21 protein-coding genes are annotated in these 23080 nt (G+C 44.3%); all 21 read left to right on the top strand.

Features of this window, described 5'->3' with window-relative positions; genetic code table 11:
• The first annotated feature begins 65 nt into the window (after positions 1-65).
• The 21 genes from EYS05_RS14005 (at position 66) to EYS05_RS14105 (ending at position 22978) form a co-directional block, all read left to right on the top strand.
• On the top strand, positions 66-1454 hold the full coding sequence (locus EYS05_RS14005; RefSeq protein ID WP_138277377.1) for an MATE family efflux transporter: 1389 nt from the start codon (positions 66-68) through the stop codon (positions 1452-1454).
• A 139-nt stretch (positions 1455-1593) separates the two neighbouring features.
• Positions 1594-2730, top strand: coding sequence for a flagellin lysine-N-methylase (gene fliB / locus EYS05_RS14010; protein WP_044962413.1), 1137 nt, complete (start codon positions 1594-1596; stop codon positions 2728-2730).
• A gap of 139 nt (positions 2731-2869) precedes the next feature.
• On the top strand, positions 2870-3352 hold the full coding sequence (locus tag EYS05_RS14015) for a LeuD/DmdB family oxidoreductase small subunit (RefSeq protein WP_022426042.1): 483 nt from the start codon (positions 2870-2872) through the stop codon (positions 3350-3352).
• Positions 3353-3355: 3 nt separating this feature from the next.
• Positions 3356-4606 carry a 3-isopropylmalate dehydratase large subunit gene (locus EYS05_RS14020; protein ID WP_138277378.1) on the top strand — a complete coding sequence of 417 codons (1251 nt, stop codon included), beginning with the start codon at positions 3356-3358 and terminating at the stop codon, positions 4604-4606.
• 135 nt (positions 4607-4741) lie between these two features.
• Positions 4742-5233, top strand: a complete 492-nt coding sequence (locus tag EYS05_RS14025; RefSeq protein ID WP_015524680.1) for a LeuD/DmdB family oxidoreductase small subunit — start codon at positions 4742-4744, stop codon at positions 5231-5233.
• A gap of 21 nt (positions 5234-5254) precedes the next feature.
• Positions 5255-6499 carry a 3-isopropylmalate dehydratase large subunit gene (locus tag EYS05_RS14030; RefSeq protein ID WP_138277379.1) on the top strand — a complete coding sequence of 415 codons (1245 nt, stop codon included), beginning with the start codon at positions 5255-5257 and terminating at the stop codon, positions 6497-6499.
• A gap of 216 nt (positions 6500-6715) precedes the next feature.
• Positions 6716-8155, top strand: coding sequence for a L,D-transpeptidase family protein (locus EYS05_RS14035; protein ID WP_138277380.1), 1440 nt, complete (start codon positions 6716-6718; stop codon positions 8153-8155).
• Positions 8156-8530: 375 nt separating this feature from the next.
• Entirely contained in the window at positions 8531-9325 is a 795-nt protein-coding gene (locus tag EYS05_RS14040) for a CoB--CoM heterodisulfide reductase iron-sulfur subunit B family protein (RefSeq protein ID WP_118623982.1), read from the top strand.
• Positions 9322-9711: a 4Fe-4S dicluster domain-containing protein gene (locus EYS05_RS14045; protein ID WP_015524685.1), complete on the top strand. Its 390-nt coding sequence runs from the start codon at positions 9322-9324 to the stop codon at positions 9709-9711. The genes EYS05_RS14040 and EYS05_RS14045 overlap by 4 nt, the downstream gene beginning before the upstream one ends.
• A gap of 4 nt (positions 9712-9715) precedes the next feature.
• Positions 9716-11704 carry a CoB--CoM heterodisulfide reductase iron-sulfur subunit A family protein gene (locus tag EYS05_RS14050; RefSeq protein ID WP_118623737.1) on the top strand — a complete coding sequence of 663 codons (1989 nt, stop codon included), beginning with the start codon at positions 9716-9718 and terminating at the stop codon, positions 11702-11704.
• Positions 11695-12138, top strand: a complete 444-nt coding sequence (locus EYS05_RS14055; RefSeq protein WP_015524686.1) for a hydrogenase iron-sulfur subunit — start codon at positions 11695-11697, stop codon at positions 12136-12138. The genes EYS05_RS14050 and EYS05_RS14055 overlap by 10 nt, the downstream gene beginning before the upstream one ends.
• The gene (locus EYS05_RS14060) at positions 12126-13100 is read left to right on the top strand and encodes a 4Fe-4S dicluster domain-containing protein (RefSeq protein WP_138277381.1); all 975 of its coding nucleotides are present in this window, start codon (positions 12126-12128) and stop codon (positions 13098-13100) included. The genes EYS05_RS14055 and EYS05_RS14060 overlap by 13 nt, the downstream gene beginning before the upstream one ends.
• Positions 13101-13103: 3 nt before the next feature.
• Complete coding sequence (locus tag EYS05_RS14065) at positions 13104-14141, top strand: 4Fe-4S dicluster domain-containing protein (RefSeq protein WP_138277382.1); 1038 nt, start codon at positions 13104-13106, stop codon at positions 14139-14141.
• Positions 14134-14988, top strand: a complete 855-nt coding sequence (locus EYS05_RS14070; RefSeq protein ID WP_015524689.1) for an FAD/NAD(P)-binding protein — start codon at positions 14134-14136, stop codon at positions 14986-14988. The genes EYS05_RS14065 and EYS05_RS14070 overlap by 8 nt, the downstream gene beginning before the upstream one ends.
• A gap of 263 nt (positions 14989-15251) precedes the next feature.
• Complete coding sequence (locus EYS05_RS14075) at positions 15252-15929, top strand: 2Fe-2S iron-sulfur cluster-binding protein (protein ID WP_021652990.1); 678 nt, start codon at positions 15252-15254, stop codon at positions 15927-15929.
• A 13-nt stretch (positions 15930-15942) separates the two neighbouring features.
• Positions 15943-17553, top strand: coding sequence for an FAD-dependent oxidoreductase (locus tag EYS05_RS14080; RefSeq protein ID WP_138277383.1), 1611 nt, complete (start codon positions 15943-15945; stop codon positions 17551-17553).
• Positions 17554-17604: 51 nt separating this feature from the next.
• Positions 17605-18447 (top strand): fumarate hydratase, encoded by an 843-nt coding sequence (locus EYS05_RS14085; protein WP_118063568.1) that lies wholly within the window; start codon positions 17605-17607, stop codon positions 18445-18447.
• A 1-nt stretch (position 18448) separates the two neighbouring features.
• On the top strand, positions 18449-19012 hold the full coding sequence (locus EYS05_RS14090; protein WP_138277384.1) for a Fe-S-containing hydro-lyase: 564 nt from the start codon (positions 18449-18451) through the stop codon (positions 19010-19012).
• A 249-nt stretch (positions 19013-19261) separates the two neighbouring features.
• Positions 19262-20317, top strand: a complete 1056-nt coding sequence (locus EYS05_RS14095; RefSeq protein ID WP_138277385.1) for a Fic family protein — start codon at positions 19262-19264, stop codon at positions 20315-20317.
• A 14-nt stretch (positions 20318-20331) separates the two neighbouring features.
• On the top strand, positions 20332-21834 hold the full coding sequence (locus tag EYS05_RS14100) for a class I SAM-dependent DNA methyltransferase (protein WP_138277386.1): 1503 nt from the start codon (positions 20332-20334) through the stop codon (positions 21832-21834).
• Positions 21791-22978: a restriction endonuclease subunit S gene (locus tag EYS05_RS14105; RefSeq protein ID WP_138277387.1), complete on the top strand. Its 1188-nt coding sequence runs from the start codon at positions 21791-21793 to the stop codon at positions 22976-22978. Before EYS05_RS14100 ends, EYS05_RS14105 begins: the two co-directional genes overlap by 44 nt.
• The last annotated feature ends 102 nt before the right edge of the window (positions 22979-23080 follow it).

Raw genomic sequence — 23080 nt, forward strand, 5'->3', positions numbered from 1 at the left:
ATTCTCCATAAAAATATTTCATTGTAGCTTTCTGACGAAAGGTGCTATAATATTTTTATCTAAGTATGATTATAGGGGATGAAATCGTGAAAAAAAACAAGTATGAGATCGATATGTGTAATGGGTCGATCATGGACAAGCTGATTTCGTTTTCACTGCCGCTGATGCTGTCCGGTATCCTGCAGCTGATGTTCAATGCAGTGGATATCGTGGTAGTGGGACGTTTCAGCGGAAGTGAGGCACTGGCGGCAGTAGGCTCCACTACCGCACTGATCAATGTGTTTACCAACCTTTTTATCGGGATCTCTCTTGGTGCCAATGTGCTGGCAGCCAGATTTTATGCTGCCGGTAAGGATGAAGAAATGTCAGAAACAGTACATACATCGATCTTACTGGCTCTGGTCAGCGGGGTCATCATGGCATTTCTGGGAGTGCTCTTTGCCAGGATCTGCCTGGAACTGATGGATACACCGGACGATGTGATCGATCTTTCTACTCTTTATATGCGTATTTATTTCCTGGGAATGCCGTTTTTTATGCTGTATAACTATGGTGCGGCGATCCTGCGTGCTGTGGGAGATACCAAGCGGCCGCTGGTCTTTCTGATCATTTCCGGCTGTGCCAATGCGCTTTTGAATCTGTTTTTCGTGATCGTGTGTCATTTAAGCGTGGCCGGTGTGGGAATCGGAACGGTGATCTCTCAGCTGATCTCCTGCATTCTTGTCCTTCGGTGTCTGTATCAGACAGAGGGAAGCTATCAGCTGCGTTTTTCAAAACTGTCCATAAAGGGAGAGTACCTGAAGCAGATCTTCCAGGTGGGACTGCCTGCCGGGATCCAGAGTACAGTGATCAATTTTTCCAATGTACTTCTTCAGTCTTCTGTAAACTCCTTTGGTTCCATTGCTATGGCAGGATATACAGCAGCCAATAATATTTTTGGATTTCTGTATGTGTCCGTGAATTCGGTTACCCAGGCCTGCATGAGCTTTACCAGTCAGAATTATGGTGTGCGAAAACCGAAACGTATGGACCGGGTGCTTGTTGACTGTATGATCCTGTCCTTTGTCGTATCCTTTGCCATGGGCTGTGGTGCATACTTTTTCGGTCCGCAGCTTCTGAAGATCTATACGGAAGACCCTAAGGTTATCCAATGCGGAATGGAGATTCTTGCCTATACCACAGTTACCTATTTCCTCTGCGGACAGATGGATCTGTTTCCGGGAGCACTGCGCGGAATGGGACGCTCCGGTGTCCCCATGATCCTGTCTATTATCGGAACGGTCGGCCTTCGAATTGTGTGGATTTTCGGAATTTTCCCGGCTCACAGATCACTGAAAGTACTGTTTATTTCTTATCCGGCATCCTGGATCCTTACGATCATCATGCAGGTGACCTGTTTCTGGTTTGTAAGGCGGAAAGTTCACAGGCAGCTTCTGGGAGAGACTGCAGAATAAAAACGAATACACAGAATATCAGAAAAAGCGGATAGAATTCCGCTTTTCTGTGTTTACGGGGAAAATAAAACAGGTCAACTCATGTCCATTTTGCAAACAGGAGACATTGGAGCTGGAAAATAAAGAATATGGAGGAAACATGGAATTATTAAAACCTGATTATTACGACGAATTTACCTGTATTGCAGACAAATGCACCATCAGCTGCTGCAGGGAATGGAAGATCAACATAGATGATGAAACCTACAGAAACTGGAAAACCATCCAGCCGCCGTCAGAGGTGCCCGGACACAGAAGCTGCCTGCAGGCCTATACCATGAAAAAGGACGGCAGCCGGATCATGAAGATGACGGAAGAGCACGATTGTCCTTTTCTTGCAAAGAACAGACTGTGCTATCTGGTAAGTGCTTATGGGGATTCGATGCTTTCAGAGACCTGCCAGATTTTTCCAAGGGAGATCCATGAATTTCAGGATCATAAGGAAGCGACCATGATGCCCTGTTGCCCGGCTGTCCTGGACATCTGGAAGGGGAAGAAAAGAATCGCTTTTCCGGAAACTCCAAAAGAAAAGGAACAGCCGCTTTTTCTTGTGCGCCGGAAGGTTATGGATCTTATAATGGATCCTGAAAAAACACCGGAGGAAATCCTTCTTGAAAGTTTTTATGTTCTGAAGGAACTTCACTGGAACATGCCGCTTACCACAGAGCTTGTGGAAGATTATTTTTCAGAGAAAACGATTCGCCAACTGGAACATGCTATTAATGAAATAGAGCTGCCTGTTCTGGATACCATGGACGAATGCAATGAACTTTTGCAGGACCTGGCTGTAAATTACCGGAAAGAGGGACTTTACCGGAAATATCTGGAGCCGGTGATGGAACTTGCGGAGGAATTGTCCGAAGAATATGAGGAAAAGGAACTGGTGGAAGCCCGGGAGGATTTTTATCGGAAATTTCGTGTATATGAAGACCTTCTCCGGAGCTTTCTTGCCAACGAAGTATATTCAGATCTTCTGACACCGGAGGGAGATCTGGAAGATGCCCTGGTCCATATGCAGTGGATCGGTATGGAATATGCCACCATCCGCCAGGCTGTTTTTCTTCGGTGGCAGAAAGATGGACGGGGATCTCTTCCCTACGAAACACTCCGGGATTATATGGTAGTGATCTCCAGAATGACCGGATATGAGGAAGACGATATCCGGGAATATCTTGAGAACAGTTTTGAAGAGCTTCTGTGGGAGTGGGGATATTTTGCGCTGATCACAGGGAAATGACTTTATAACTTAAAGTTATATTAAGTATTAAAAATATACATTTTAATTATATGATGTTTTGTGTTAGAATATAGGACGAATAGGGTAGCGGAGGAATGACTGCCCTGAAATGGATAACGATCAGAAAGGAACTTGTTTTATGGATAAGGGAACAATTTTTAAATTTCATAATGACCTTGATACCGATCAGATCATTGCATCCCAGTATCTGCTTCTGCCGAATCTGGATGAAATGAAAGGCCACACATTTGAATCACTGGATCCGGATTTTTCCAAAAAGGTTAAACCGGGAGATTTTGTAGTTGGAGGAGAGAACTTCGGATGCGGATCCTCCAGAGAGCAGGCACCGGGTGTTCTTAAGGCACTTGGAGTAAAGGCAGTTATTGCGAAATCTTTTGCCCGTATTTTTTTCCGCAATGCCATTAATATCGGACTTCCGGCAATTGTCTGTAAGGATCTTCCGGATGCTGTGAAGACAGGAGATACCCTGGAGCTTCATATGTCCGAGGGAACTGCTGTTGCTAATGGTAAGACTTATTCCTGCACAAAACTGCCGGAATACATGCAGAATATACTGAATCAGGGCGGCCTTATCGCTTCTCTGAACCGTGAGGAGGAATAAGAGATGGGAATGACGATCGCAGAAAAAATCATCGCGGCAGCGGCTGGAGTGGACAGTGTAAAACCCGGAGATATCTATACGGTTTCACTGGATCATCTGATGAGCAATGACGGAACCACACATCTGACTGTTGATATGTACAACAATAAATTAAAAAATCCACATATCGCAGATACAAAGAAACTGGTATTTATCGTAGACCACAATGTACCGTCTGACAGCCCGAAAACAGCAGCATCCCAGAAAAAAATGAGAGATTTTGCGAGAGAAAATAATATTGATTTCTGGGAAGGAAAGGGTGTCTGCCACCAGATCATGATCGAGAATTATGTCCGTCCGGGACAGCTGATCTTCGGTGCTGACAGCCATACCTGTTCCTACGGAGCACTTGGTGCTTTCGGTACCGGTGTAGGATGTACAGATTTCCTTTACGGAATGGTAACCGGAACTTCCTGGGTCATGGTTCCGGAAACCGTAAAATTTAACCTGACAGGGAAGCTTCCTGAGGGCGTTTACGCAAGAGATCTGATCCTTACCATTATCGGCGAGATCGGGGCAAACGGCTGCAACTATCAGGCAATGGAGTTTACCGGTGAGGGCGCCAGAACCTTAAGCATCAGCGACCGTATGGCACTTTGCAACATGGCTGTTGAGGCTGGTGCGAAGACAGGAATCTTTGAGGCTGATGATAAAGCTCTGGAATATCTGAAAGAGCATGGACGTGAGCCAAAAGCGGTATATCACAGCGATCCGGATGCCGTTTACGCAAGAGAGTATACCTTTGATCTTTCAAAAGTCCGTCCGGTTGTAGCGAAGCCAGACTTTGTTGACAATGTGGTTCCGGCTGAGGAAACCTGCGGCATCAAGATCAACGAAGCGTTTCTTGGCTCCTGCAATAACGGCCGTATTGAAGACCTCCGTGTAGGCGCAGAGGTGATCAAAGGCAAAAAAGTTGCAGAGGGAGTTCGTTTCCTGGTTGTTCCTGCAAGCCAGACCATCTATCGTCAGGCATTAAAGGAGGGGCTTATCGATATCTTCATGGAAGCAGGGGCTATTGTTATGAACCCGAACTGCAGTGTATGCTGGGGAAGCTGCCAGGGTGTTATCGGCGAGAATGAGGTTCTGATCAGCACAGGAACCCGTAATTTCAAGGGACGTGCAGGGCATCCGAGCTCCAAGGTTTACCTGGGATCTGCGGCAACAGTTACTGCATCTGCCGTTGCAGGTGAGATTGCAACTGCTGACAGAGTATAAGAGTTTCAGAAAAGATTTAAATAATATATTCAGAAATTATCAGAGGATGATCCGTTTCGGCGTGGGTTCTTATAACAGGGCAGACAGAAAACATTTGCCTGATGATACGGAACGGAATAAACAGGAGATATACATATGGAAGCATTTACAGGAAAAGTGTGGGTACTTGGTGATGATATTGATACGGATATTATTATCCCGACGGAGTACCTTGCACTGAAAACCATTGACGATATGAAACAGTACGGATTCAGCCCCCTTCGTCCGGAGCTGGCCGGACAGATCCAAAAGGGCGACATTATTGTAGCAGGAAAGAACTTCGGGTGCGGATCCTCCAGAGAGCAGGCACCGGAGATCATCAAGGCACTGGGTGTGCAGTGTGTCATTGCGAAATCTTTTGCCCGGATCTTTTTCCGCAACTCCATTAACAACGGCCTTCTTCTTATTGAGCAGCCGGATCTTCATGACAATGTAAAAGAGGGAGATCAGGTTACGGTAGTAATGAATGAGCATGTAGAGCACAATGGAAAACAGTACCCGATCGCTTCTCTTCCAGAGAATCTGATGGATATCATCCAGGCTGGCGGACTGGTAAAAGCCATGCGTAAGCTGAACGGCCTGGACTAAAAAACGGAGAGGAGAGAAATAATGGGCGAGACGATCATTGAAAAAATTATCAGACATAATACAGGTAAGGCAGTAAAGCCTGGTGATATCGTGACGGTCAATGTGGACAGAGTGATGATCCATGATATCTTTATTCCGTTTGTAGCGGAAAAATTTGAGGAGATGGGCTTTCAGAAGCTGTGGGATCCGGACAAGGTTGTTCTGATCTATGACCATCTTGTACCGGCAAGTCAGCAGGATGATACCAGACATTTCCATGTGGGAGATGCTTTTGCAGCTAAATATGGCATGAAAAACGTACACAGAAGTGACGGTATCTGTCATCAGCTTATGACTGAGGCAGGTTATGTTAAACCCGGTAATATTGTATTTGGCACAGACAGCCATACCACGACTTATGGATGTGTCGGTGCGTTTTCTTCCGGCATCGGTTACACAGAGATGGCCAGCATCCTGGGAACAGGAACCATGTGGATCAAGGTTCCGGAAACCATAAAGGTTGTGATCGACGGAGAACTTCCGGAGAATGTCATGTCCAAGGATATCATCCTCCGCCTGATCGGTGATCTTCGTGCAGATGGAGCTACTTACCGTGCTCTGGAATTTTGCGGAAGCACCATTGAAAATATGTCTGTGGCAAGCCGTATGACTATGGCGAATATGGCAATTGAGGCCGGTGCGAAATGTGCACTTTTCACACCGGATGAGAAGACAGCTGCTTACTGCAACGTAGAGCTTGATGATTATCAGAAGAGTCTTGTGGGAGATGAGGATGCTGTCTACATGAAGACCATGACTTACAAGGCAGAAGATTTTGTGCCGGTAATGGCATGTCCGTCTCAGGTGGACAAGATCCGTGATGTCAGTGAGCTTCAGGGTGAGACCATCGACCAGGTATTCATCGGTTCCTGCACCAACGGACGTCTGGAGGACCTTATGGCGGCAGCAGAGGTGCTGAAGGGCAAAAAAGTTGCAGACTTTGTAAAACTGATCGTAACTCCTGCCAGCCGCAAAATTTACCGTCAGGCTATTGAGCTTGGCATTCTGGATACTCTTGCGGAAGCAGGGGCTATCATTACACATCCGGGTTGCGGACTTTGCTGCGGAAGGACCGGCGGAATCCTGACAGACGGGGAGAAGGTTGTGGCAACCAACAACCGTAATTTCCTGGGACGTATGGGAACTTCCAAGGTTCAGATCTATCTGGCATCTCCGAAAACTGCAGCAGCCTGTGCGATCGCAGGTAAGATCGTAATGCCGGAATAAGCAGCAGAAGATCCGTTCGGAAATACTGCTGACAGAAACATAAAAAAGAAACGTATGAAAGGACAGATTTTCGCGAGGAGTGGCAGTCTGTCTTTTTTTACCGGATCAGAAGGATCCGGGATAAGTCATTTTTACAGAAAATGGGATTTATTGTATTATAATAACAGCCAGTGTGACAACATAACATATATTACATAAGACTCGAGGGATAAGGGTATGGAGAAAAGATCAACCATCAGTAAAAAGACACTGAAGATCATACTTGGGATCTGCATTGGCGTAACAATCCTGGCAGTGGCAGGGTTATTTGTCTATACATACTTGGCAGATCACAATACGCTGGGACGGAAGATTTCCATATGGGGAGTGGATGTTTCCGGACTGGATGCAAAGCAGGCAGAAGAAAAGATCACTGCGGAATTTGCAGATCGTCCGGTATCCTTTCAGGAAAATGATCAGGAAGTTTACAGTACTACTTTGAAAGAGCTGGGCTACAGTCTCAATGAAGAAGCCCTTCTGAGTAAGCTTACAGAAATTCAGAAACAGCGGGAAGAGAGCCGGAAGCTTTTTCCAAAGGAAGAAAATATAGAACCGGAATGTCAGATCGAGGAAGATGAGGAGCAGGAAAAGCAGGCTCTCGATCTTTCAAATTTCGGTACGGAAGAAAGAAAAGCTTCTGTTGATGCAGCCATTCAGTACGATAAGGAGAAAAAAGAATTCACCCTTGTGAAACAGGTACAGGGGACGGAAATCGATCCGGATAAGCTGGAGACTACCGTGGACACAAATCTGAACGCAGCATTTGATACGGCTCTGCTTGGGGATACCATCACAGTACCGATCAACAAGCATGTGTATGTAAGCCCGACGGTCACTGTAACAGAGGATATGAAAAATAAGATTACAGACCTGAACAGCCAGCTGAAGAAATACCGCAGCAGTACAGTAACTTATACATTCGGAAGTGAAACGGCTGTTCTGGATTCCGATACGATCACATCCTGGCTGAAGGCTGAGGGGGAGACGCTGGCTTTAGATGAAGAAGCCATTAAAGCCTACATCAGTGAGCTTGCCAACAAATACAATACCATTTATGTTCCCCGCACCTTTCATACATCTGCGGGAACCGATGTGACCATTGAGGGAAATGAGTACGGCTACCGGATCGATCAGGACGGAGAATATTCTCAGCTTCTGGAAGACCTGAAAAACGGTACTGTTGTAACGAGAGAGCCTGTTTACAGCAAAAAAGGATATCAGAGAAACGGAACAGACGATCTGGCAGGCAGTTACATAGAGGTCAGTCTGGATGCACAGCATTTGTGGCTGTATAAGGACGGAAGCCTTGTGACGGAAACAGATATTGTCAGCGGTAAGCCGGTGAAGGGGCGTGAAACATATCGTGGTGCTTGGCCGATCGCCTACAAGGCGAGTCCCTTTAACCTTACCAGCAATGAATATGGTTACGATGTAAAGGTTAATTACTGGATGCCTTTTGTCTACGGACAGGGACTTCATGATGCGTCCTGGCAGTCATCCTTTGGCGGGAACCGTTATAAAACCAACGGAAGCCACGGCTGCATCAATTTGCCTAAGGATCAGGCAGCACTGATCTATAACACCATTGATGCAGGTTATCCGATCATTATTTACTGATATGAGCAAAAAAGCTTCGGAGAGATCCGGAGTTTTTTTTTATGCCTGAAAATGAAAATTATCATGTAAGCAGGATAGTAAATGATAAGATTTTTCAAAAGTACGTTAAAAAAAACACAAAAAATATCGAAAAAGTCTTGTCGAAACAGAAATAACGTGATATGATGATTCCGGAAATCGAGCTAATACACTTCTTGATTGCGGAGGAAGAGTGTTTTTCTCTTTTATTTGGGTGCAAATTGATAAAAAAACTCAAATAAGTGTTAGTTGGGGTTTCATTTTTTTATTTATGTATTGTTAAAAAAAAGACAATATATGAACAAGAATATCTACTATAAACGTCAGATTTTAGACTAAGAAAGGATAATGAAAGGTATGAAGTACAGTTATTATCCGGGTTGCACCCTGAGAACAAAGGCCAGAGATCTGGATGAGTATGCCAGAGCCAGTGCCACAGCCCTTGGGTTTGAGCTTGAGGAAATCGAGGACTGGCAGTGCTGTGGTGGTGTTTATCCGCTTGGCACAGATGAGATCGCCACAAAGCTTTCTTCCGTCCGTGCGCTGAACCAGGCAAAAGAAAAAGGCCAGGATCTGGTGACAATCTGTTCTGCCTGTCATCATGTGATCAAGCGTGTCAATGATGATATGAAAAACGTGGAAGATATCCGGACCAGAGCCAACAATTATATGCAGCTGGAAGCTCCCTATGAAGGAGAGACAACCGTTCTCCATTATCTGGAGGTTCTCCGGGACAGAGTCGGTTTTGATAAACTGAAAGAAAAAGTAGTAAATCCTCTTACCGGAAAGAAGATCGGAGCCTATTACGGATGTCTGCTTCTGAGACCTGGAAAGATCATGGCATTTGATGATCCGGAAAATCCAAGGATCATGGAAGATTTTATCCGTGCCCTTGGCGCTGAGCCTGTGATCTATCCTTATAGAAATGAATGCTGTGGAGGATATATATCCCTGAAAGAAAAAGAAATGTCACAGAATATGTGTGAAAAGATTGAAGAAAGCGCAGCAGGCTTTGGCGCAGATATGCTGATCACTGCCTGTCCGCTCTGCAAATACAATCTGAATAAAAATTCCGGAAATAAAATGCCGGTTTACTATTTTACAGAGCTTCTGGCAGAAGCCCTTGGCGTCAAAGAGGAGGTGGCAAAATGAGAGATAACCATTCTGCTGCGGAAAAAATAAAGGAGATCAGCGGAACCAATCCTCTGAAATGTATGAAGTGTGGCAAATGCTCTGCTACCTGCCCATCCTTTGACGAGATGGATATCAAGCCTCATCAGTTTGTGTCCTACGTGATCAATGAAAATATCGAAGCACTTGTAAATTCAGCATCTTTGTGGAAATGTCTTTCCTGCTTTGCCTGTGTGGAGCGGTGTCCGAGAGACGTAAAACCCGGAAAGATCATTGACGGGGCAAGACAGCTGGTTGTTCGGGAAAAAGGCGGCGACTATCTTTCACCAAATGAAATTCCGGAGCTTCTTGATCCGGAGCTTCCTCAGCAGCTGCTTGTAAGTGCGTTCAGAAGATACAGGAGGTGAGAAAGTGCAGAGAATCGGTGTATTTGTCTGTCATTGCGGAAGTAATATTGCCGCTACGGTAGACGTGAAAAAAGTTGTGGAAATCATTGCAAAAGAGCCTGGAGTTGTCCATGCAGAAGATTATCAGTATATGTGTTCCGAAGCAGGACAGTCCAGGATCCAGGAAGCCATCCGTGAAAAAAATCTCACAGGAGTGGTTGTCTGTTCCTGTTCTCCGCGTATGCATGAGGCAACTTTCCGTAAAGCAGCGGAAAAGGCCGGCCTGAATCCATATATGGTGGAGATCGCAAATATCCGTGAGCATTGTTCCTGGATCCACAAGGATATGCAGGAGGCTACGGAAAAGGCCGTGATCCTTGCAAGAGCAGCAGTAGCAAAAGTCAATTTAAATGCTCCTCTTCAGCCGGGAGAAAGCCGGGTTACAAAGAGAGCCCTGATCATCGGAGGCGGTATCGCCGGAATCCAGACGGCTCTTGATATTGCCGATGCAGGCTATGAAGTTGATATTGTGGAAAAAACACCAAGTATCGGCGGAAGAATGTCACAGCTTGACAAAACCTTCCCTACTCTGGATTGCTCCGCATGTATCCTTACTCCAAAAATGGTGGAGGCTGCAGCTCATGAAAAGATCAATATCTATACATACAGTGAAGTAGAAAAAGTTGCAGGTTTTGTAGGAGATTTTACCGTTGATATCCGCAAAAAAGCGCGAAGTGTCAACATGGACAAATGTACAGGCTGTGGAGTCTGCCAGGAAAAGTGTCCTTCCAAAAAGATTCCAAATGAGTTCAACAGAGGGCTGAACAACCGGTCAGCTATTTATACTCCGTTTGCACAGGCGATTCCAAATGTTCCTGTGATCGACAGAGAGCATTGCCTGAAATTTAAGACAGGCAAATGTGGTGTCTGCTCCAAAGTATGTCAGGCAGGAGCCATTGATTACGATCAGCAGGATGAGATCGTAACACAGAAATACGGAGCAATCGTGGTGGCAACCGGATTTGATACCATCAAGCTTGACAAATATGATGAATACGCATACAGCCAGAGCAAGGATGTGATCACATCTCTGGAGCTGGAGCGTATCATGAATGCTGCAGGACCTACAAAAGGACATCTTGAGCGCCTTTCCGATGGAAAAGCACCGAAGGAGATCGTATTTATCCAGTGTGTTGGAAGCCGTTGCTCCGATGACCGTGGAAAGCCATACTGTTCCAAGATCTGCTGTATGTACACAGCTAAGCATGCCATGCTGATCCGTGATAAATATCCGGATACCAATGTGACGGTATTTTATATTGATGTCCGTACACCTGGTAAAAACTTCGATGAGTTTTACAGAAGAGCAGTTGAGCAGTATAACGTAAACTACATCAAAGGTCAGGTAGGAAAAGTGATCCCGCAGCCGGATGGAACACTTCTTGTTCAGGGCTCGGATCTTCTTGACAATAAGCAGATCTTCAAGAAAGCAGATATGGTAGTTCTTGCAACAGCCATTGAGCCGAATCCGGATGTACGTAAGATCGCTACCATGCTTACTGCAAGTATTGACACCAACAATTTCCTTACAGAAGCTCATGCAAAGCTTCGTCCTGTAGAATCACCGACAGCAGGAATTTTCCTTTCCGGTGTATGCCAGGGACCAAAGGATATCCCGGAGACAGTTGCCCAGGCAGGAGCTGCGGCTGTAAAGGCCATAGGACTTCTTGCAAAGGATAAGCTGACAACCAATCCATGTACGGCAAAATCCGACGAGCTTCTCTGTAACGGATGCTCTACCTGTGCAAATGTATGTCCTTACGGAGCGATTTCCTATGAGGAGAAACAGGTCAACGATCACGGTATCCGTGAGACAAGAAGAGTTGCGGTTGTCAATACAGCACTTTGCCAGGGCTGCGGTGCCTGCACAGTAGCCTGCCCGTCAGGAGCCATGGACCTTCAGGGCTTCTCCAACAGACAGATTATCGCGGAGGTGGATGCAATATGTCGATAGAAACAAAGGAAGAATTCAGACCAAAGATCGTGGCATTCTGCTGTAACTGGTGCAGCTACGCCGGAGCAGACCTTGCCGGAAGCAGCCGTTTAAGCTATCCGGCGGATGTAAAGATCATCCGCGTGCCTTGTTCCTGCCGTGTCAATCCCATGTTCATCCTCCGTGCCTTTGAAAAAGGAGCCGATGGTGTGATCATGTGCGGATGCCATCCGGGAGACTGCCATTACAGTACCGGAAACTATTATGCAAGAAGACGTATGACACTTCTGTTTTCAATGCTGGATTATATTGGGGTAGAAAACGGAAGAACACGTGTTGAATGGGTATCTGCCGCAGAAGGCGTGAAATTTTCACAGACTATGAATGAGTTTGTTGAGAAGATCCATTCACTTGGTAAAAACGTGAGATTGGAGGATATAAGATGCAGGAGCTGATAAAACGTGCAAAAGAACTGCTTGCAGATGGCACGGTAGTCCGGGTTCTTGGGTGGAAAGCCGGAGATCTTGCCTTTAATCCGGAACCAGCCTATTTTGAAACACCGGAATCTCTGGAGGATTTTGTCTATGATGGATTCTGCGGTGCCAATTTAAGCAAATATATGATCGAAGCTTCCAAGCTGGAAGGAAAAACCATGGTCTGTCTGAAGCCCTGCGATACATATAGCTTTAACCAGCTTTTGAAAGAGCATCGTGTAGATAGAGAAAAAGCCTATATCGTAGGCGTTGGCTGTAAAGGAAAGTTGGATATTGAAAAGATCCGCAAAATGGGAATCAAGGGTATCCGGGGAATTTCCGGAGCAGAGATTACCGGAGATGCAGAGACATTGACTGTGGATACTGTTTACGGAGAAAAAACCTGTGCATACAAAGATGCCATGCTGGAACGCTGCCATGTATGTAAAGGAAAAGAGCATAAAATTTACGATGAACTGATCGGTGAGTCAAAGGAGACAAAGGACGCTGACCGTTTCGCAGAAATTGAGCGGATCGAGGCAATGAGTCCGGAAGAAAAATTTGCATTCTGGCAGAGTGAGCTGAGTAAATGTATCCGCTGTAATGCCTGCCGTAATGTATGTCCGGCCTGCAGTTGCCGCAAATGCGTTTTTGACAGCAATAAGTTCGACAGCGCCCAGAAGGCAAATGTGGATTCCTTTGAGGAAAAGATGTTCCATGTGATCCGTGCCTTCCATGTAGCAGGAAGATGTACGGACTGTGGCGAGTGCAGCAGAGTCTGTCCGCAGGGAATTCCCCTTCATCTGTTTAACCGTAAGTTTATCAAGGATATTGATGATTTTTACGGTGAGTACCAGGCAGGCGAGGATGCGGAGTCAAAGGGTCCGCTTACCAGCTTTACCTTTGATGATGTAGAGCCAGGGATCGTGGCAGAAAGGGGATAATGTATGTATAAGATCGCAGTAGAAAATCTGCCGGCATTATTCCGGAAAATTGCCGCAGACCAGGAATTATATTTACCGGTAAAGGTAAGTGAGCAGGTAAATTTCAAGGTATGGAGCGAGGATGCAGAAGTTTCCCTTGAAACACTGAAAACCGTAAAATCACCGAAGGATGTTTTCTTTCCGCAGAGTGAAAATCTCTATACCTGTAAAAAAGACGGGAAAAATATCAGCATTGAGCCTCAGGCACTGAAAGACCAGAATTTTGTCGTATTCGGAATGAGAGCCTGTGATGTGCAGGGCGTGAAGGTTCTCGACAATGTGTTCCTTGGGGATCCGGTGGATACTTTTTACCAGGCAAGAAGAGAACACGGAACCATCGTAGCTCTTGCCTGTCATGAACCGGAGGAAAGCTGCTTCTGTAAAGTATTTGGCATTGATGCCGCAGATCCGGAAGCAGATGTTGCAGCCTGGATCATCGAGGGAGAACTTTTTTGGAAGCCTCTCACAGAAAAGGGAAATGCTCTGACAGAAACTGTGAAGGAGCTTTTGGCAGATTCTGATGAGACAAGGGTAGAAGAGGAAAAGAAGGCGATCCGTGATATCATCGAACTTCTTCCATATTCACATCTTTCACTGGAAGGATGGGCGCAGGAAGAATACATGGATCGTTTCAACTCTCCTGTATGGGAGAAGCTGTACAAGCCGTGCCTTGCCTGTGGAACCTGTACCTTCGTATGTCCGACCTGTCAGTGCTATGACATCAAGGATTACGATACAGGGCACGGTGTTCACCGTTATCGCTGCTGGGATTCCTGCATGTACTCTGATTTTACCATGATGGCTCACGGAAACAACCGTACCAGCCAGATGCAGAGATTCCGTCAGAGATTTATGCATAAGCTTGTTTATTATCCGTTAAATAATGACGGTATGTTCTCCTGTGTTGGCTGCGGCCGCTGCGTGGAGAAATGTCCGGAATCTTTAAATATCGTAAAAGTCATCAAGGCCTTTGAAAAACAGGGAGGTGAAAAGAATGAGTGAATGTACCTGTCATAAAAATTATACACTGGATACGCTGATTCCCAAGGTTGGCGTGATCACAGATATCCGTCAGGAGACACCGGATGTAAAAACCTTCCGTGTGGAAGCTCCGGAGGGTGGAAAGCTTTTCGAGCATATGCCAGGGCAGTGTGCCATGGTCTGTGCACCAGGCGTCAGTGAAGGTATGTTTTCCATTACTTCTTCTCCGACTGTAAAAGATTATCAGGAATTCAGTATCAAAAAATGCGGATCCCTTACCGATTATCTTCATAGCCTTCAGGTTGGAGATGAGATCGCAGTCCGCGGACCATACGGAAATCATTTTCCGGTGGAAGATAAATTAAAGGGAAAAAATCTCCTGTTTATCGCAGGTGGAATCGGTCTGGCACCTCTTCGTTCCGTGATCAATTATGTGCTGGATAACCGTGAGGATTACGGAACAGTAGATATTCTCTATGGTTCCCGTTCCGCAGATGATCTGGTGCAGCTTAAGGAAATCCAGGAAGTATGGATGAAAACAGAAGGTGTAAATGTATATCTTACCATTGACCGCGAGCAGGAAGGCTGGGACGGTCATGTGGGATTTGTTCCGAATTATCTGAAGGAGATTGGCTTTGATACCAATAAGACCGCTCTGGTCTGTGGCCCGCCGATCATGATCAAATTCGTTCTGGCAGGACTGGAAGAGCTGGGCTTCTCCAGAGATCAGGTATATACCACACTGGAGCTTCGTATGAAATGCGGTGTCGGAAAATGCGGCCGCTGCAACATCGGAGACAAATACGTCTGCAAAGACGGACCGGTATTTAGATGTGATGAGGTTGATGAATTACCTAATGAGTATTGATAAGCAATGAGCAGTGCACAGACGTTGATAAAAACAGATGCGTCATGCTTGCATGTAAGCAGCTGTTTTTATCGGCGGCTGTATAGGGCGAATGCCCTCAAGCGAGATGAAGCGAAGTGGAATCGAGCCTGGCACTGCGGGGTACAGTACACAGCCATGGGAACCATCTCGCTAAGCTGCCAATTTTAGGAGCGTTGCGACGGGCACGTGTGAGATGGCTGTTCCACATGGCGTACGATTTGGATAAAAGAAAGGACACCAACATGGAAAATAATATGGTAAACGTATATTTTTTCGGTAAGAAATACAGCGTTCCCGGTGATCTGACCATTATGACAGCTATGGAATATGCCGGTTATACATTAAAAAGAGGATGCGGCTGCAGACACGGATTCTGCGGCGCCTGCGCGACCATCTACAGGATCAAGGGACAGAATGAACTGAAAACCTGTCTCGCCTGTCAGACACAGGTGCAGGAGGGAATGTATGTGGCAAGCATCCCGTTCTTCCCTACAGACAAGAGACTTTATAATATAGAAGATCTTAAGCCGAACCAGCAGGTAATGATGGAGCTCTATCCGGAGATCTACAGCTGCATCGGATGCAACGCCTGCACAAAGGCCTGTACACAGGACTTAAATGTCATGCAGTATATTGCATATGCACAGAGAGGCGAGCTTGAGAAATGTGCAGAAGAATCCTTTGACTGTGTAAGCTGCGGCTGCTGTTCTGTAAGATGTCCGGCAGGAATTTCCCATCCGATGGTAGGCCTTCTGGCAAGACGTCTCACCGGTAAATATATCGCACCGAAAAGCGAACATCTGGAGAAACGTGTGGAAGAGATCCACGAGGGCAAATTTGACGATATGATCGAGAAGATCATGCAGAAGCCGATCACAGAGATGCAGGAACTTTACAACAGCAGAGAAATCGAGAAGTAGGAGGGCGTAAAACATGTATGCACCATATCCAGAAAATATGATGGAATCCATCAAAAAGGTAGAGGCTACAAGAGCGGAGCGTATGGCAACAGAGCCAAGACGTCTGAGTGCAGATGAGAAAGATGCTCTTCTCAAAAAATTCCATCCGGATTATAACCCGGTTGCATTTGCAGAGATCAAGGTAGGACCGAACAAGGGACAGAAAGCACCACTGGAACTGACAAAAATGCTCCATTCAGAAAGCCGTCTGCTTAACGAAAAAATCGATCTTACAAAAATTGATTATGATGTAGATGTACTTATCATCGGCGGTGGCGGAGCAGGTTCTTCCTGTGCCATCGAGGCTCATAATGCAGGTGCCAACGTTATGATCGTCACAAAGCTTCGTATCGGTGATGCCAACACCATGATGGCAGAAGGCGGGATCCAGGCAGCAGATAAAGAAAATGATTCCCCGGTACAGCATTATCTGGACTGCTTTGGAGGCGGACATTTTGCCGCAAAACCGGAGCTTGTAAAAAGACTGGTAATGGAAGCCCCGGATGCGATCAAATGGCTCAACGACCTTGGTGTTGAGTTTGATAAAGCAGAAGACGGAACCATGGTCACTACACATGGCGGCGGTACCTCCAGAAAGAGAATGCATGCTGCAAAGGATTATTCCGGATCAGAGATCATGCGTACTATCCGTGATGAGGTCTTAAATCTTAAGATCCCGGTAGTGGAATTTACCTCCGCTGTAGAACTTCTGAAGGATGAAAAAGGACAGGTTTCCGGCGCAGTCCTTCTTAACATGGAAACCGGAGATTATTCCGTTGCAAGAGCAAAAACAGTTGTAATTGCAACCGGTGGTGCAGGAAGAATGCATTACCAGGGATTCCCGACCTCCAACCACTACGGAGCAACTGCTGACGGACTTGTGCTTGGCTACAGAGCAGGCGCTTCCCTTCTTTATCAGGATTCTATCCAGTATCATCCAACAGGTGCGATCTATCCGTCACAGATTCTTGGTGCCCTGGTAACAGAGAAGGTTCGTTCCGTTGGTGCACAGCTTGTAAACGCAAACGGAGAAGCTTATATTCATCCGCTGGAAACCCGTGACGTAAATGCTTCCGGTGTTATCCGCGAGTGTGAGGAAGGCCGTGGTGTTGAAGTTCCAGGTGGACGAAAGGGTGTATGGCTGGATACTCCGATGATCGAGATCCTGGGAGGTGAGGGAACTATCGAAAAGAGGATCCCTGCCATGTTCCGTATGTACATGAACTACGGCATTGATATGAGAAAAGTCCCGATCGTGATCTATCCGACCCTTCATTATCAGAACGGTGGCCTTGAGATCAACGGAGACGGCTTTACAAAAGAAATCCCGAACCTTCTGGTTGCAGGAGAGGCAGCAGGCGGAATCCACGGAAGAAACCGACTGATGGGCAACTCTCTTCTTGATGTAATTGTATTCGGACGAAATGCAGGTAAAAAAGCAGCTGCCAAATGCAAAGAGGTAGAGCTTGGCACCATGAACCTGGATCATATCAAAAAATATGAAGAGGAATTGAAAAACGCAGGAATCGACACAGGAGAAGTATCTCCTATGCTTTTGCCTGAATATGCTCGTCACGAACGCTGAAAATGTGCTATTATAGTAGAAAACATATGAGATAAGCGAAAGGGGTCTATTATGAGAGAAATCGAAGTAAGCAGACTTACAGAAGTCATCGAAAAACTCTGTATCGAAGCCAATGAACATCTCCCGGAAGATGTGAAGGATGCTATCAAAACCTGCCGCGCCTGCGAGGACGGCGAGATCGCAAAAGGTGTCCTTGATAATATTATCGAGAATTTTGATATTGCGGACAGTGAGAATGTTCCGATCTGTCAGGATACCGGAATGGCATGCGTATTCCTTGAAATTGGCCAGGACGTCCACTTTACAGGCGGAGATTTAAATGATGCCGTCAATGAAGGTGTACGCCGCGGATACGACAAAGGTTACCTGAGAAAATCCGTTGTCAAGGATCCGGTACGCCGTGGAAATACAGGTGACAATACACCGGCTATGATCTATACAGAGATCGTTCCCGGAGATCAGGTGAAAGTAACAGTAGGACCAAAAGGCTTCGGAAGCGAGAACATGAGCCAGATCCGTATGTTCAAGCCATCTGCAGGCCTTCAGGGAATCAAGGATTTCATTCTTGAAGTTGTAGAAACGGCAGGTCCGAACCCATGCCCGCCTATGGTAGTTGGTGTTGGAATCGGAGGAACTTTTGACAAATGTGCACTTCTTGCAAAGAAAGCGCTGATGCGTCCTCTGAACACAGAGAACCCGGATCCTTACTATGCAGATCTTGAGAAAGAAATGCTGGAGAAGATCAACAAGCTTGGCATCGGTCCCCAGGGCTTTGGCGGAAAGACAACAGCTATCGGTCTGAACATTGAGACTATGCCTACTCATATCGCAGGTATGCCATGTGCAGTTAACATCAACTGCCATGTGACACGTCATAAAACGGAGGTGCTTTAATATGGAAAGAAGAAAGATCACACTGCCTCTGACAAGAGAGCTGGCAAGAACTCTCCATGCAGGCGACCAGGTTTTACTGACAGGAACCATTTATACATCCCGTGACGCAGGTCATAAGAGAATGTGCGAGGCCCTTGCGAAAGGAGAAAAGATTCCTTTTGACCCTAAAGACGCTACCATTTACTATGTAGGTCCGACTCCTGCAAAACCAGGCGAAGTCATCGGTTCCGCAGGCCCTACAACCAGCGGCCGTATGGATGCCTATGCACCGACCATGATGTCCGTAGGCGCCAGAGGAATGATCGGAAAAGGTGCCCGCCTTCCGGAAGTCGTAGAAGCAATGAAAAAATATGACGGCGTATATTTCGGAGCCATCGGCGGAGCAGGAGCACTTCTTGCAAAATGCATCAAAAAAGCAGAGCTTATCGCTTACGAAGACCTGGGCGCAGAAGCACTCCGCAAGCTTTATGTGGAAGACATGCCGCTTGTAGTCATCATTGACAGCGAGGGAAATAACCTCTACGAAGAGGGACGTGCAGAGTACCTGAAAGGCCACGCAGAATAATCTTTTGCTCAACAATATGATATTGTGATATATTTCAAAAAGGAATAAAAAGGATAAAAGTCCGACAGTAAATGCTGAAGATCCGTGCAGAAGCATTTATTGCCGGGCTTTTTAATTTTAACATTTTAATTTTAATTTGATCAATCTTGATAAAATGATTAAATTGAAGTTGACAATGATAAAATTGATTTATATACTTGAAGTAAATAAAATCGAAAAAAGAGTGACAAAGAAGGTGATGGAAAATATATGAGACGGTTTGATTATCAGGAAAAGTGGAAAAATCTGTTGACTCCTGAAATTGTATCTTATCTGACACAGATACATGAATTTAAGGGAGAACAAACTCTTTTTATTGAGGCCAAAGCAGATACTCTTACACAATTAGTTGAAATCGCTAAAATTCAAAGTACGGAAAGTTCCAACAAAATAGAAGGTATTTATACATCAGACATCAGATTGCGGGAATTGGTAAAAGACAAAACAAGGCCAAGGACAAGAAATGAACAGGAAATTGCCGGATACAGAGATGTATTGAATACAATTCATGAAAGCCATGACCATATCCCGCCAAAGTCTGCGATTATTTTACAGCTTCACAGAGATTTGTATAAATTTGAAAGCTACAATATTGGAGGGAAATATAAAACTGCAGATAATGTCATTGAGGAAGAAGATTCTCAGGGAATAAAAAAAATACGATTTAAACCAGTACCGGCATGGGAAACACCGGAAGCAATGGAAGAACTGTGCAGAGCATTTGAAGAGGCAATGGCAACAGGAAAAATAGATCCACTTCTTTTGATTCCAATGTTTATTCTGGATTTCCTATGTATACATCCGTTTAATGACGGCAATGGAAGAATGAGCCGTTTACTTACACTGTTACTTTTGCACAGATCCGGCTATATTGTGGGAAAATATATCAGTATCGAGAGAATGATAGAAAATTCAAAGGAATTATACTATGAATGTTTAAGGGAAAGTTCTGAGAACTGGTATGAGAATAAGAATGATTATATACCATTTGTAAAATATATGCTTGGCGTTATCGTAGGAGCATACAGAGAGTTTTCTTCAAGAATAAAATTGCTGATAACGCAGAATATATCAAAACCGGAACGAATAGAAGAGATTATAAAAAATACTCTGGGAACAATTACAAAAAAGGAAATCGCAGAAAAATGTCCGGATATCAGTGTGGTAACGATACAGAGAACACTGGCAGAATTACTGACAGCAGAAAAAATTTTAAAAATCGGCGGCGGCAGGTATACGAAATATACCTGGAATAATGAACGATAGATGGGAGATAAAAAATGATCACTGGTGAATTAAAAAATAAAATAGATGGTTTATGGGATATATTTGCGGCAGGAGGACTTGTCAATCCACTGGAAGTAATCGAGCAGATTACATACCTGATGTTTATTCATGATCTGGATGATTCCGATAATATGCGTGCAAGAGAAAGTGCAATGCTTGGCTTGCCATTTCAGAGTATTTTTGCCGGAGAAGTAAAAATAGGTGAGAGAACAATTGACGGAAGTCAGCTGAAATGGTCCGTATTCCATGATTTTCCGGCAGATAGAATGTATATGATCATGCAGGAATGGGTATTTCCGTTTATAAAAAATCTTCATAATGATAAAAACAGTGCATATTCCAAATATATGGACGATGCGATATTTAAGCTTCCGACACCACTCCTTTTATCCAAAGTGGTGGATTCTCTGGATGAAATTTACAAACTTATGAATGAAATCCAGACAGCAGATGTCAGAGGAGATGTATATGAATATCTTCTTTCAAAAATAGCTCAGTCCGGACGGAATGGACAGTTCCGTACACCAAGACATATTATCCGGATGATGGTTGAGATGATGGATCCGTCCAGTGATGAGATTATCTGTGATCCGGCATGTGGAACCTCCGGATTTCTGGTTGCAGCAGGAGAATATTTGAAAGAAAAAAGAAAAGAAGAAATTTTTTATGATAAGCAGAAAAAAGATCATTACATGAATCATATGTTCCATGGGTACGATATGGACCGTACCATGCTTCGTATTGGAGCCATGAATATGATGACTCACGGAATAGAAAACCCTTATATTGAGTATCGGGACAGCTTATCTGATCAGAATGCAGATAAAGATCAGTATTCCCTTGTGCTGGCAAATCCTCCTTTTAAAGGAAGCCTGGATGCAGAATCTGTTTCCGGAGATCTTCTTAAGGTTTGCAAGACAAAGAAAACGGAACTTTTATTTCTTGCTTTGTTCCTGAGGATTATGAAAATTGGAGGAAGATGCGCTTGTATTGTACCAGATGGTGTACTTTTCGGATCATCACGGGCACATAAATCCATTCGAAAAGAAATCGTTGAGAATCAAAGACTGGAAGCTGTAATATCCATGCCTTCCGGTGTATTTAAACCCTATGCAGGAGTATCCACAGCAATTCTCATTTTCACAAAAACAGAACACGGTGGTACAGACCAGGTATGGTTCTACGATATGAAAGCAGACGGATTCAGTCTGGACGATAAACGTACTCCTGTCACAGAGAATGACATTCCGGATATTGTAGAACGTTTCAAAAATCTTGATAAAGAAGCAGAACGGAAACGAACAGACCAGTCATTTATGGTACCGAAAAAAGATATTGTGGAAAATGATTATGATCTCAGTATCAACAAATACAAAGAAATCGAATACACCCCGGTGGAATATCCGCCAACATCAGAAATCATGGCCAATATCCGGGAGCTGGAGCTGGAGATTGGAAAAGAAATGGATGAGTTGGAGAGGTTGTTGGGATTATAGAAGAAAGGATGGCAGATTCGAAAATTCGGAATTTGTGTGGGATGAATATATGAAAGTTAAACTTAAAGATGTCTGCATACGCGATTCATCAAATTTAAAACAGTCAGATGTTTTAGGAAAAGATGGAGAATATCCTATTTATGGAGCGGCAGGATATATTGGAAATGTGGAGTTTTACCATCAGGAAAAATCATATGTTGCTGTTGTTAAAGATGGAGCAGGAATTGGAAGAACATCGTTATGTCCTGCAAAATCTTCTATTATTGGCACAATGCAATATTTGATACCAAAAGAAAATATACTTCCAGAATATCTATATTATGTTGTGAGATATATGCATTTAGAAAAATATTATACAGGAGCTACAATACCACATATTTATTTCAAGGATTATAAGAATGAAAAGTTTAATTTGGATTCTATTGATAGACAATCTAAAATAATTAATATTCTTGGTAAATGTGAGAAAATAATTAATGTCAGACAAAAAGAAATTGAAAAATTGGATAATCTTGTTAAAGCCCGATTTGTCGAGATGTTCAATGAAACTAATGCCAATTGGGAAGAAGTGACTATAGCAGATATTTGCAAAGATATGAGAACAGGACCATTTGGTAGTGCGTTGCATCATGATGAGTTTGTGGATGAAGGAATATTTGTTTTAGGAATTGATAATGCGGTAGAAAATAAGTTTTCATATAATCGTATGAGATATATAACAGAAGAGAAATATGAGAAATTAAAACGTTATACAGTGCATCCAGGCGATGTGATTATTACAATCATGGGGACTGTTGGAAGATCGGCAGTAATACCTGAGGATATGCCAAAGGCAATTAATACTAAGCATTTGGCATGTTTGACGCCTGATACCAATATCGTGGATTCATATTTCTTAGTGAATGTTTTTCAGGTTCATCCATTAATTCGAAAGCAGTTAGAAAGCCAATCTAAAGGTGCAATAATGAATGGATTAAATTTGACAATTATTAAAGGCTTAAAATTTAGATTACCGCCGTTAGAGTTACAAAAGAAATTTGTTATCTTTTATAATCAAATCAATAAATCAAAAGTTAAAGTCCAAAAAGCACTGGATGAAACACAGAAGTTATTCGACAGTCTCATGCAACAGTACTTTGGATAGAAAGAGTGGAGTTATAATGGTAGGAGGGCGAGAAAGCCTAAAAAATAATGATTTATTTTACACCGGTTGCCTAATCGATTACATTGTTGGGAAGACAAAGAA

Origin of the sequence: Blautia sp. SC05B48 (assembly GCF_005848555.1) — a bacterium.
In the GTDB taxonomy this organism is placed as follows: domain Bacteria; phylum Bacillota; class Clostridia; order Lachnospirales; family Lachnospiraceae; genus Blautia_A.

What these genes read in the sequence shown, in the direction of transcription:
- EYS05_RS14005 (WP_138277377.1), top strand. Translation starts at nt 66, where the DNA reads ATGATTATAGGGGATGAAATCGTGAAAAAAAACAAGTATGAGATCGAT.
- fliB (WP_044962413.1), top strand. Translation starts at nt 1,594, where the DNA reads ATGGAATTATTAAAACCTGATTATTACGACGAATTTACCTGTATTGCA.
- EYS05_RS14015 (WP_022426042.1), top strand. Translation starts at nt 2,870, where the DNA reads ATGGATAAGGGAACAATTTTTAAATTTCATAATGACCTTGATACCGAT.
- EYS05_RS14020 (WP_138277378.1), top strand. Translation starts at nt 3,356, where the DNA reads ATGGGAATGACGATCGCAGAAAAAATCATCGCGGCAGCGGCTGGAGTG.
- EYS05_RS14025 (WP_015524680.1), top strand. Translation starts at nt 4,742, where the DNA reads ATGGAAGCATTTACAGGAAAAGTGTGGGTACTTGGTGATGATATTGAT.
- EYS05_RS14030 (WP_138277379.1), top strand. Translation starts at nt 5,255, where the DNA reads ATGGGCGAGACGATCATTGAAAAAATTATCAGACATAATACAGGTAAG.
- EYS05_RS14035 (WP_138277380.1), top strand. Translation starts at nt 6,716, where the DNA reads ATGGAGAAAAGATCAACCATCAGTAAAAAGACACTGAAGATCATACTT.
- EYS05_RS14040 (WP_118623982.1), top strand. Translation starts at nt 8,531, where the DNA reads ATGAAGTACAGTTATTATCCGGGTTGCACCCTGAGAACAAAGGCCAGA.
- EYS05_RS14045 (WP_015524685.1), top strand. Translation starts at nt 9,322, where the DNA reads ATGAGAGATAACCATTCTGCTGCGGAAAAAATAAAGGAGATCAGCGGA.
- EYS05_RS14055 (WP_015524686.1), top strand. Translation starts at nt 11,695, where the DNA reads ATGTCGATAGAAACAAAGGAAGAATTCAGACCAAAGATCGTGGCATTC.
- EYS05_RS14060 (WP_138277381.1), top strand. Translation starts at nt 12,126, where the DNA reads ATGCAGGAGCTGATAAAACGTGCAAAAGAACTGCTTGCAGATGGCACG.
- EYS05_RS14065 (WP_138277382.1), top strand. Translation starts at nt 13,104, where the DNA reads ATGTATAAGATCGCAGTAGAAAATCTGCCGGCATTATTCCGGAAAATT.
- EYS05_RS14070 (WP_015524689.1), top strand. Translation starts at nt 14,134, where the DNA reads ATGAGTGAATGTACCTGTCATAAAAATTATACACTGGATACGCTGATT.
- EYS05_RS14075 (WP_021652990.1), top strand. Translation starts at nt 15,252, where the DNA reads ATGGAAAATAATATGGTAAACGTATATTTTTTCGGTAAGAAATACAGC.
- EYS05_RS14080 (WP_138277383.1), top strand. Translation starts at nt 15,943, where the DNA reads ATGTATGCACCATATCCAGAAAATATGATGGAATCCATCAAAAAGGTA.
- EYS05_RS14085 (WP_118063568.1), top strand. Translation starts at nt 17,605, where the DNA reads ATGAGAGAAATCGAAGTAAGCAGACTTACAGAAGTCATCGAAAAACTC.
- EYS05_RS14090 (WP_138277384.1), top strand. Translation starts at nt 18,449, where the DNA reads ATGGAAAGAAGAAAGATCACACTGCCTCTGACAAGAGAGCTGGCAAGA.
- EYS05_RS14095 (WP_138277385.1), top strand. Translation starts at nt 19,262, where the DNA reads ATGAGACGGTTTGATTATCAGGAAAAGTGGAAAAATCTGTTGACTCCT.
- EYS05_RS14100 (WP_138277386.1), top strand. Translation starts at nt 20,332, where the DNA reads ATGATCACTGGTGAATTAAAAAATAAAATAGATGGTTTATGGGATATA.